General features: G+C 65.7%; 7 protein-coding genes. 5 read left to right on the top strand and 2 right to left on the bottom strand.

Annotated elements, in window-relative coordinates; translation table 11 throughout:
• Positions 1 to 191 precede the first annotated feature (191 nt).
• On the top strand, positions 192 to 1,721 hold the full coding sequence (locus ABLE94_RS25940; RefSeq protein ID WP_348810285.1) for an NCS1 family nucleobase:cation symporter-1: 1,530 nt from the start codon (positions 192 to 194) through the stop codon (positions 1,719 to 1,721).
• A 3-nt stretch (positions 1,722 to 1,724) separates the two neighbouring features.
• On the opposite strand, the gene ABLE94_RS25935 is transcribed toward ABLE94_RS25940, so the two are convergent.
• Complete coding sequence (locus tag ABLE94_RS25935) at positions 1,725 to 2,498, bottom strand: CPBP family intramembrane glutamic endopeptidase (protein WP_348810283.1); 774 nt, start codon at positions 2,496 to 2,498, stop codon at positions 1,725 to 1,727.
• A gap of 101 nt (positions 2,499 to 2,599) precedes the next feature.
• Positions 2,600 to 3,181, bottom strand: a complete 582-nt coding sequence (locus ABLE94_RS25930; protein ID WP_348810282.1) for a PadR family transcriptional regulator — start codon at positions 3,179 to 3,181, stop codon at positions 2,600 to 2,602.
• Between the two features lie 125 nt (positions 3,182 to 3,306).
• Here ABLE94_RS25930 and ABLE94_RS25925 point away from each other — a divergent pair, with 125 nt between their 5' ends.
• The 4 genes from ABLE94_RS25925 to ABLE94_RS25910 all read left to right on the top strand — a co-directional run bounded on the left by ABLE94_RS25925 (position 3,307) and on the right by ABLE94_RS25910 (position 10,428).
• Positions 3,307 to 4,422: an aromatic ring-hydroxylating dioxygenase subunit alpha gene (locus ABLE94_RS25925; RefSeq protein ID WP_348810281.1), complete on the top strand. Its 1,116-nt coding sequence runs from the start codon at positions 3,307 to 3,309 to the stop codon at positions 4,420 to 4,422.
• A 1-nt stretch (position 4,423) separates the two neighbouring features.
• The gene (locus tag ABLE94_RS25920; RefSeq protein WP_348810280.1) at positions 4,424 to 5,413 is read left to right on the top strand and encodes a PDR/VanB family oxidoreductase; all 990 of its coding nucleotides are present in this window, start codon (positions 4,424 to 4,426) and stop codon (positions 5,411 to 5,413) included.
• Positions 5,414 to 5,481: 68 nt separating this feature from the next.
• Positions 5,482 to 6,825 (top strand): MFS transporter, encoded by a 1,344-nt coding sequence (locus ABLE94_RS25915; protein ID WP_348810279.1) that lies wholly within the window; start codon positions 5,482 to 5,484, stop codon positions 6,823 to 6,825.
• Positions 6,826 to 6,987: 162 nt separating this feature from the next.
• Entirely contained in the window at positions 6,988 to 10,428 is a 3,441-nt protein-coding gene (locus ABLE94_RS25910; protein ID WP_348810278.1) for a glycosyl hydrolase family 65 domain-containing protein, read from the top strand.
• Positions 10,429 to 10,869: the final 441 nt, after the last annotated feature.

Below are 10,869 nucleotides of genomic sequence, written 5' to 3'. Positions count from 1 at the left end.
AAACCCGCGGCTGCCGCGGGTGTTTTTGTTGTCTTCACAAACCACAAATCATGCCCCGGCAGCCGCTCCCACCAGCGCAAACACGCCGCGCAACCTCACAACCCGCGATCTACGGCTGTAGTATTAGATTCGCTGAAATCGTGCAAATCCGGCGCTTCCGGCGTCGCCAACCCTGAATCCGGTGGTGCCCCATGACCTCGCCCAACAACGAACCCGCCGAGCCGAGGATCGTGACGTCGTCGCCTTCGGCCGTCGTCGTCGACTTCGATGCTGCGTCCGCGCACAGTTCCCTGCATAACGAAGAACTCGCGCCCACCCCCAGGGATCAACGCAAGTGGGGCTGGTTCGAGATCTTCAACGTCTGGACCAACGACGTGCAGAGTCTGGCCGGATACACGCTGGCCGCAAGCCTTTTCGTCACCGCGGGAATCAACGGTTGGTTCGTCCTCGCGGCGATCGTCCTCGCCGGCGCCCTCGTGATGTTCTTCGTGAACTGGTCGGGTCGCCCCAGCGTCGCCTACGGAGTCCCGTACCCGGTGGTCGCGCGAGCATCGATGGGTGTGCGTGGAGCGATGTTCCCGGCGACGATCCGCGGCATCGTGGCCATCTTCTGGTACGGCGCGCAAACCTACTTCGCCTCCACCGCAGTCGCTTTGGCGATCAACGCGATCCTGGGCGAGGCGCCCACCGGCAAGTTCCTCGGGATGACCTGGGTGGATTGGGTGTCCTACACCGCCGTCGCCGCGTTCCAGATCTGGTTGTTCGTCCGCGGTCTCGACGGGATCGTGAAGTTCCTGAACTTCGCCGGGCCCGCCGTGTACGTCGTGATGATCCTGCTGCTGGTGGCGATCTGGTGGCAGGCCGGTTCCGGCCTTCTCGGTGCGGTGGGAGATCTGTTCGCCGGTGAGAAGCAGGGGACCGCGGCAATGGGCGCCTTTGTCAGTGTGGTGGGCACGATGATCGCCTACTTCTCGGCCGTCATCATCAACTTCGGCGACTTCGCCCGCTTCACCCGCAACGAGGGCGAGATGAAACGAGGCAACCTCCTCGGCCTGCCGGTCAGTCTGACCTTCTTCACGCTGCTCTCGCTGTTCATCACCGCCGGCGCCTACATCGTGTTCCAAGACGGTCAGGGCGAGCCACTGACCAACCCCGCCGACATCGTCGGAGAGATCGGCAACGTGTGGTTGAGCATCCTGGCCGCGGTCACGTTCTTCGTCGCGACCGTCGGTATCAACCTGGTGGCCAACTTCATTCCGCCGGTGTATGACATCGTGAATCTCAAACCGGAGAAGCTCAACTTCCGGATCGCCGGATTCATCACTGCGGTACTGGGTTTCATCATCGGTGCGCTCTGGGTGTCACTGATCGGCAATGCGGGGCTGCCGAAGTTCGTCGACACTCTCGGTGCGGTTCTCGCACCGCTGTACGGGATCATGGTGGTCGACTACTTCGTGCTGCGCCGGCAGAAGCTCAAGGTGCAGGACCTGTACTCGATGGAGGAGACCGGCACCTACTACTTCAACAAGGGCTGGAATATCCGTGCGCTGTGGGCATTCACGGCGTCGGCGGTGTTCGCCGTCGCCACCGTGTGGGTGCCGGCACTGCACGAACTCTCCGGCTTCGCCTGGGTGCTGGGTGCGATCCTGGGTGCCGGGCTGCACTGGTTGGTGATGCGCAACCAGACGCTCGAGGCGCCTGCCGATAAGGTCGCCGCCTGAGCGTTACGCGTCGCGTGCCCGCCCCGCAGCAGGGGCGGGCACGTCGTCCCGACCGGGTGCCGTCATCCGCCACGCGGCGACCGCCGCGACGATCCCGACGATCACGATGAGACTCGCCGGCGGGGCGAAGGCCGGGGCGTGCCCCTGCACGAACGTCGAAAAGTCCCATGCGCCATGCAAAACCATCGCCATGAACAGCGAACCGGTGAGTCGGCGCGTCACATAGAAGATGCACCCGGACAACGACGCGGTGACCACCTGGATCACGGTCTGGGTCACCGGAGCGCCGAGCAGGATGTTGATCAGATGAAACGCGCCGAACAAGACGCTGGTCAGAATCCACACCCACCGCTCGGAGAGTTGGGAGCGCAGTCCCACCAGCAGGAGTCCGCGGGCCATGAACTCCTCGGAGAACCCCACGCCGATCCCCAGCACGATCGCCGCGACCAGAAAGCCGGTGCCGATCTCACCGAAATCGGTGGCCGTCAGATTCACACCCAGCAGCACCAGCATCGCGATCGGCGCGGCCCACGCCCAGCGCATCGTGCTGCGTCCGTCGTCGAACAACGCCGGACGCCACCAGCCGAGCACGGTGGCCATCAGCGCCATCAGCGCCGCGCCGGCCGCAAGGGAGATCACCGCACCGCGCCACAGGTTCGCCGCCGAATCCCCCCACTCGTCGTAGGGGATGCCGATGGCCTTCTGCACGGCGAACACTAGAACGGTGTACAGCGCCCAGATGGTGATACCGATCCAGACCTTCGGTGTGACGCGCACGGAATCCTTCTTTCGATGAGTCGGCCGCGGGGGCCGGCAGCCTGAACTCTGCCACGTGCTCTGCGCCCGTGTCGGGCGCCATGGCGACCGGGTGTCGGGCCTTACCCTTCGAGCTTGTCTATGAGCTCCAAACCCTTTTCCGCCCAGTTGATCTCGGACATGCCGCGATCGATCAGCCCCTCGTAGGCGAAGGCCTTGTAGGCGATGATCCGCTCGTGATCCTCGGCGGGGAACTTCGCCACGCGTTTGGCGATGTTCGGCTGCGTCGCCTCGACGATCGACGTCCGTATCGACGTCCACAACTCGACCTGTTCGCGATAGTGCGCGATATGGCGCCGCAGGTGATCGCGCGCCCGGTCGGGGTCGGCCCACTCGTAGTACGCGGCCTGCATGTGCACGGGATCGCGTACCGGTTGATAGTCGAGCGACGCGTTCTCCCATTCGCGGAGCGCGTTCTCACCCTCCTCGGTGATCGAGTACTGCGTCTTGGTGCTGCGCGGTCCCCAGCGGACCTGCTCGCCGACGATGAGCCCGTCCTTTTCCATCCGGCGTAGCTCCGGATAGATCTGCGAGTCGGGTGCATGCCAGACGTGACCGACCGACGCCTCAAAACGTTTGGCCGCGTCGTACCCGGTGCTCGGCCCGGCGGTCAGCATCGCGAGCAGGGCATGACGAAGGCTCATGGCCACCATTCAACGTCAGGCAACTCCCTCTTGCCAAAGACTATGGAGATAGTTAGTGTGTGTGCCACATCACCCACTAGCTATCGATGTAGTGAGTGACACCAGCCCGACAGAAGGAACTCCTGATGACCGACCTCAGCCCGTCCGGGGCGACCGCGAAGAACATGGCCTACCCGCTCGACGCCTGGTACGTCGCCGCCTGGGATCACGAGGTGGGCCGGTCGGAGATCGTGTCGCGGACCATCGCCGGCAAGCCGATGGCGCTCTACCGCACCACCGACGGACGACCGGTCGCACTGGCCGACGCATGCTGGCACCGGCTCGCGCCGCTGTCGATGGGCACGCTCGTCGGCGGCGACGGAATTCAGTGCCCCTACCACGGACTGCAGTTCAACTCGGCCGGTCGATGCACCAAGATGCCCGCGCAGGAGACGATCAACCCGTCGGCGATGGTCGCGTCCTACCCGGTCGTCGAACGTCACCGCTACGTGTGGGTGTGGCCGGGCGACCCGACCCAGGCCGACCCGTCGACCATCCCCGACATGTTCCAGATGGACTCACCGGACTGGGCCGGCGACGGCCGCACCATCGACGTCGAGGCCAACTATCAGTTGGTGCTCGACAATCTCATGGACCTGACGCATGAGGAGTTCGTGCATTCATCCTCGATCGGACAGGACGAGCTGAGCGAATCCGACTTCGTCGTCACGCACGACGAACGCACCGTGACGGTGTCGCGCTGGATGCACGACATCGAGGCGCCACCGTTCTGGCTCAAGAACATGCGCGACAAGTTCCCTGGTTTCGACAGTCGTGTGGACCGCTGGCAGATCATCGAGTTCCAGGCGCCGTCGACCATCCGCATCGACGTGGGCGTGGCCAAGGCCGGAACCGGTGCACCCGCCGGCGACCGCAGTCAGGGTGTGAACGGCTTCGTGATGAACACCATCACCCCGGTCGACGAGCGGACGGCGTTGTACTTCTGGGCCTTCATGCGCAACTACCGCCTCGACAGCCAGCTCATCACCACCCAGCTCCGCGAAGGCGTCCACGGGGTGTTCGGCGAGGACGAGGAGATGCTGAAAGCGCAGCAACGCGCGATCGAGGCCAATCCCGACCACGAGTTCTACAACCTGAACATCGACGCCGGCGGCATGTGGGTGCGCCGCATCATCCAACGCATGATCGAGGCCGAGCGTGCCCTGGCCACCGGCACCGACCTCGCCGAGGCGGTGCGCTGACATGGCGGCCATGAACCAGGCCGAATGGCTACGCGGACAGATCGTCTCGGTGCAGCGGCTGGCCGATGCCATCGCACGGATCGGCATCGCCACCGACGAGCCGACGCGCGCCCTGCCCGGAAGCCACGTCGACGTACGCCTTCCGAACGGCGACATCCGCTCCTACTCCGTGGTGTCCGGGGCGCCCGACGGTCGTGGGGTCACCCTCGGTGTCCGGCTGTCCCCGACGTCGCGGGGCGGCTCGGCGTTCATGCATTCACTGCGGCCCGGCGACACTCTCGACGTGACCGCGCCCCTGCAGAACTTCCCGCTGCGAGTGGGTGCGCCGCGCTACGTGCTGCTCGCCGGCGGGGTAGGCATCACCGCCATGGTCGCCATGGGCGAGGTGCTGGCACGCCTCGGCGCCGACTACCGCTTCGTCTACGTCGGGCGAAGCCGATCGGCGATGGCCTTCGTCGACGACCTGACCGCCACCCACGGCGACCGCCTCGAGGTCCACGTCGACGCCGAGGGTGCAGCCCTCGACGTCACCGAGCTGATCGCTGGAATCGATTCGCAGACAGAGCTCTACATGTGCGGACCGATCCGGCTGATGGACGCGGTGCGTCGCACCTGGCACGATCGGTCACTGCCGCAGGCCAACCTGCGCTACGAAACCTTCGGCAGCAGTGGCTGGTTCGACCCGGAGACGTTCGTCGTCAGCGTGCCGGGCATGGGCGTCGAGACGACGGTCGGGACCGGAGAATCGCTACTCGACGCACTCGAACGAGCCGGCGTCGACATGATGTTCGACTGCCGCAAGGGCGAGTGCGGCCTGTGCCAGGTCGACGTCCAATCCGTCTGCGGGAGTATCGATCACCGCGACGTCTTCCTCAGTGAACAGCAGAAGCAGGCCTCGAACAGGCTGTGCGCCTGCGTGTCCCGCGTCGCCGCGGCCCCGTCGAATGCCTCACCCGACACCCGCCCGACACTCACCCTCAACCTCTCCTGACCTTCCAGCCCTGAGCACTCAGCCCTGACCACTCGGCCCTGACCCGGGCCACACCCGAAGGAAACCTCATGGATCTACGTTCCCGCATCGACGCCGCGTCGATGCGCCCCTACCAATGGTGGGTCGTCACGCTGTGCGTGGTGCTCAACGTCCTCGACGGATACGACGTGATGGCGATGGCGTTCACCGCCAAGAGCATCAAGACGGAGTTCGCGCTCAGCGGCGCCACGCTCGGCGTGCTGATCAGCGCCGGTCTGGTCGGCATGGCCATCGGCGCGATGGCACTGGGCCCGGTCGCCGACCGCATCGGCCGGCGACCACTGATCCTGGCGTCGGTCGCGATGGCGGCGGCGGGCACCGCGCTGTCGGCCACCGCCGCCGCGCCCTGGCAACTCGGCGTCTGGCGGGTGCTGACCGGACTCGGGATCGGCGGGATCCTCGCCTCGACCACGGTGATCGCCAGTGAGTACTCGTCGTCACGGTGGCGCGGTCTGGCGATCAGCATCTACACCGCAGGCTACGGCGTGGGCGCCACCCTCGGTGGCCTCGCCGCCGTCGGACTGCAGTCCGAATATGGTTGGCGCGCAGTGCTTGTCGTCGGCGCCGTGCTGACCGGAGTGGTGCTGGTGGTACTCGCGGTATCGCTGCCCGAGTCCATCGACTACCTGATGATGCGGGCCCGTCCCGGTGACCTCGAGCGGGTCAACTCCATCGCGCGCCGAATCGGACAGGAACCCGTCACGGCACTCGCTCCCGCGGCAGAACGTGGCAACGAGGGCAGCGGGCGGATCGGTGATCTGTTCTCCCGCGGACGCGCCCGGGGCACCGTCCTGTTGTGGGCGGCCTTCTTCGCGACGATGTACGGCTTCTACTTCGTCAACTCGTGGACTCCGTCGCTGCTGGAGACCGCCGGCCTGACGAAGGATCAGAGCGCGACCGCCGGAATGATGCTCACCATCGGTGGCACCATCGGGTCGGTGGCATTCGGTGTGGTGGCCAGCCGCTGGTCGGCACGCACCGTCCTGATCGCGTTCACCTTCCTCTCGGCCGCCGTCATGGTCCTCTTCATCGTCTCGATCTCGATGCTCGCCGTCGCGTTGGTGCTCGGCGTGTTGATCGGCGGCCTGATCAACGGATGTATCGCCGGACTCTACACCCTCGCGCCGGCGCAGTACGGTGCGAGCATCCGCACGACCGGCGTGGGCTGGGCGATCGGGATCGGCCGTGCCGGCGCCATTCTCGCGCCGTCGCTCACCGGTGTGCTACTGGACTCGGGATGGTCACCGCGTCAGCTCTACTTCGGTGTGGCCGTGGTGGTCGTCCTCGCGGCGGTGGCTCTTCTCGCGATGCGACGGGCCGACGATCCCGCCGCCACGACCGAGGACGCACCGAGGATCGGTGCGGTCGCGTAGAGCCACACCGACCAACCACGTGCACGATTCCGCCGACGGTGACCGACCTGGCACTGTCGGCGGTTTCGGTGATCGCGCAACGTCGATCGCGAAACTGTCGTCCTATCCTCCCGAAACCGATACCGTCGACGGTAACCGGGGACGATCGAGCACGGAGACGACATGGAAACCCGACCCGACGTGGCGTCCTTGAGGACTCCCGCCATCGACGTCCGACGTCACGACGCGGTGATCTTCGGCGTTGCCCGCCTGGCGCCCGATCTTGATGCGAGCGAACAGCTTTCCCGCCATCCGGAAGCGGTCGAACTCATCCGGCGGATCCGTGGCGCGGGTATGGCCGTCGACCTCCTCGTCATCGAGCACAACGAGTCCGCAGGCGAGATCGTCGACCCGCTCCTCGACACCGCCCACCACCTCGGGGTTGCCCCGGCGCGGGCGGTCTTCGTCGACACCACCGGCACGGTCGCGGTCGCCGGTCACCGCGCATGCTTCGACCTCGTCATCCGGCTCCACGCAACCGGAACCGCGATCCCCTCACCTCACGACGGTGCCGAGGCCGGGGTCGACAGCCTCCGCCAGGTCGAGGTCCGCTCCGGCTTCGATCGGGTGTCACGCATCCCCGAGGCGCTCACCTCGCGCTATCAGCTGACCGCGAGGGTCCGCAACCGGATGCCGGTGGTCGTGGTGGATCTCGACGCGCTCACCGTGAGGTCGGGCACGGACCCGAGCGCATCGTCGGCGACCGCCGTCACGCTCGCCGACGGCATGCGCGAACAACTCGTCCGCGTTGCCCACTTCTGCCCGATCGCGGTGGTCAGCGACCGGGACGTCGACGACGTGCGCGCTCGGGTCGGCGTTGACGGCATCTGGTACGCGGGTCTCGACGGGCGTCTCCTGCTGGCACCCGACGGGGCACAGCAGACCGCGCCGCCGGGCCCCTGGGACCGAGGGCGCAGCCTCGGCCTGCTACTCGAGGAGCTCGGCGACGGTGACACCACGCTCCCGATCTACGTCGGCGACTGTCTCGCCGACGAGGCCGCCTTCGACGTGCTGCCCGACGACTCGATCGGTATCGTCGTGCGAGCACCTGATGGCGACCATTTCTCGGCCGCCGAGTTCTCGGTCGCCGATCCCGACGGTGTACGGGAACTGCTGCGACGGCTCGCCGACTTGCTGGGTTCGGCCACGGATAATGTTGCCGCGCCGAGTGACCCGTGGACGCTGACCTACGACGGCTACGATCCGGCAGCCGAGTTGTTGCGAGAGTCCCTGTGCAGCATCGGTAACGGGGTGTTCGCCGCTCGCGGCGCCGCACCGGACTCGCGAGTCGGCGACAGCCACTATCCGGGTACCTATGCGGCCGGCGTCTTCAACCGGCTCGACGACCGGATCGACGGTCACACCATCGACAACGAGAGCATCGTCAATCTCCCCAATTGGCTACCCGTGACCTTCCGCATCGACGACGGCGACTGGTTCGACATCGACCGCGCCGACCTCCTCGACTACCGGCAGGACCTCGATGTGCGACGCGCCATCCTGACCCGCCGCTTCCGATTCTGCGACGCGGCCGGACGTGTCACCGAGGTCTCCGAAAGACGTTTCGTGGCAATGCATGTGCCGCACGCCTGCGCGCTGGAGACGACGATCGTCGCGCGTGGATGGTCGGGGCGGGTCGAGTTCCGGTCGCTACTCGACGGAGCCGTCACCAACTCGCTGGTTCCCCGGTACCGTGACCTCGCGAGCACTCACCTCGAGACGGTGACGGCCACCGAGCTGTCCGCCGATGCGGTGGCGTTGTCGGTGCAGACCACGCAGTCGCGGATCACCGTCGCGATGGCCGCCCGAAACATGGTGTGGCGCAACCACGACACGCCCATCGGTGAGTACCGTCCGGTGTACGAGACCGCGGACGGCGGTGATCGGATCGGCCACGACATCGGCGTGGACCTGCGCGACGGTGAGCCGGTCACCCTGGAGAAGGTGGTGACGGTGTTCACCGGGCGTGACCCGGCGATCTCCGAACCCTCCGACGAGGCCGCCCGGTGGCTCGACCGGCTCGGACGATTCGACGAACTGCTCGACGGGCACGTGCTGATCTGGGGCACCCTGTGGGACCGGTTCGACATCTCCTTCGAGGGCCGTCCCGACATCCTGCGCATCGTCCGCTTCCACCTGCTGCACGTGCTGCAGACGTTGTCGCCCAACACCACCGAACTCGACGTCGGTGTGCCGGCCCGCGGTTTGAACGGTGAAGCCTACCGCGGCCACATCTTCTGGGACGAGATGTTCGTGTTCCCGGTGCTGAACCTGCGGATTCCGACGCTGACCCGATCGTTGTTGCGTTACCGCTTCCTACGGATGCGCGAAGCGCGGGCATCGGCCGTCGCGGCCGGGCACATCGGCGCGATGTTCCCGTGGCAGTCGGGCAGTGATGGCCGTGAGGAAAGTCAACAGCTGCACCTCAATCCGGATTCCGGGCACTGGAATCCCGATCCCAGCGCGCGGCAGATCCACATCGGCATCGCCGTCGCCTACAACGTGTGGCAGTACTATCAGGTGACCGGTGATCTCGAGTTCCTCGTCGACTACGGCGCCGAGATGCTGATCGAAATCGCCCGCTACTACGCCAGTCTCGCCACCTTCGACGAATCGCATGGCCGGTACGTCATCCGCGGGGTGATCGGTCCCGACGAGTTCCACGGCGGGTACCCGGACCGCCCGTACGACGGTGTCGACAACAATGCCTACACCAATATCATGTCGGTGTGGGTGCTGCGGCGTGCGGAAGAGGTTCTCACGCTGCTGCCTTTGCAGGTTCGCGGCGACCTGACCCAGCGGCTGGGTCTGCACGTGCAGGAGACCGCACGCTGGCAGGACATCACCCGCCGCATGGTCGTCGGGTTCCACGACGGCGTCATCAGCCAGTTCGAGGGCTATGAGGCTCTGGCAGAACTGGATTGGGATGCCTACCGCGACAAGTACGGCAGCATCGCCCGATTGGACCGCATCCTGGAGGCCGAGGGCGACGACGTCAACGCCTACCGGGCCTCCAAACAGGCCGACGTCCTGATGCTGTTCTATCTGCTGTCGGCGAGTGAGCTGCGAGACCTGTTCGAACGCTTGGGATATGAACTCACCGACGAGACCGTCGACCGCACCGTCGACTACTACATGGCGCGCACCTCACACGGCTCCACACTCAGCAGGCTGGTGCATTCCGGAGTCCTGGCACGCACCGATCGCGATGGGGCCATGGAGTTCTTCGACGACGTGCTTCGCTCGGACATCGACGACATCCAGGGTGGCACCACTCAGGAGGGTATCCACCTGGCGGCGATGGCCGGCAGCGTCGATCTGCTGCAGCGCAGCTTCACCGGCCTGGAAACCCGCGGAAATCGGTTGATCCTGCGGCCGCATTGGCCGGATTCGTTGGGCGCCGGGGAATTTGCGATGTTCTACCGCGGTCACCGCCTCCGATTGCGGGTCAGCGGCCGCGTGGTCCAGGTGAGCGCCGCGCCGGGGGCGTCGGCCCCCATCCAGATCGAGGTTCGTGGGCATGTGGCGGATTTGCGGGCCGGTGAGGTGGTGCGGTTGGGGTGAGGTACCCTTAGCTCTGTCTGATACCCTCAGCTCTGTCTGAGGTGGTTTCGGGAAGTTCAAGCTCGTGTTGGCGAATTACGTGTTCGTCTGATCAGGTTGAAGGGCGCCGAATCGTTCATTCTGGTTTAGCGCGCGGTTAACAAAAGTGACGAGCGTCAGGTCTGAATCTCAAGTTTCGAGTTAATTATGTGCGGGATGCGATGCTAGACCTCTGATCTGACGAACCAGCGAGTTCCTGCTCCATTTTTGCCTGTACCCTGCCCATGGATTTCGCTGCACCGTGGAAGGTGTGTTCACTGTTCTGCACCGGCTCCAGTGGGGATCTCCTGACGTTCTTGTGGGTGGGTTACGGCCAGGGCAGTTCGGGGCAGGCGCCGCCGCGGGTGAGTTCGGCCATCGCTATCAGCGCTTCTGGCGTGTGGAATCCGTAGGCCCGCTTGG

The sequence above is a fragment of the Gordonia sp. VNK1 genome (genome assembly GCF_040049135.1).
In the GTDB taxonomy this organism is placed as follows: domain Bacteria; phylum Actinomycetota; class Actinomycetes; order Mycobacteriales; family Mycobacteriaceae; genus Gordonia; species Gordonia oleivorans.
The sequence above is the reverse complement of the archived record's forward strand: the minus strand, read 5'-3'. Positions and strand labels throughout refer to the sequence as shown.

Excerpts from the sequence above, each read along its gene's own strand:
- ABLE94_RS25940 (WP_348810285.1), top strand. The coding sequence starts at position 192 with ATGACCTCGCCCAACAACGAACCCGCCGAGCCGAGGATCGTGACGTCG.
- ABLE94_RS25930 (WP_348810282.1), bottom strand. The coding sequence starts at position 3,181 with ATGAGCCTTCGTCATGCCCTGCTCGCGATGCTGACCGCCGGGCCGAGC.
- ABLE94_RS25925 (WP_348810281.1), top strand. The coding sequence starts at position 3,307 with ATGACCGACCTCAGCCCGTCCGGGGCGACCGCGAAGAACATGGCCTAC.
- ABLE94_RS25920 (WP_348810280.1), top strand. The coding sequence starts at position 4,424 with ATGGCGGCCATGAACCAGGCCGAATGGCTACGCGGACAGATCGTCTCG.
- ABLE94_RS25915 (WP_348810279.1), top strand. The coding sequence starts at position 5,482 with ATGGATCTACGTTCCCGCATCGACGCCGCGTCGATGCGCCCCTACCAA.
- ABLE94_RS25910 (WP_348810278.1), top strand. The coding sequence starts at position 6,988 with ATGGAAACCCGACCCGACGTGGCGTCCTTGAGGACTCCCGCCATCGAC.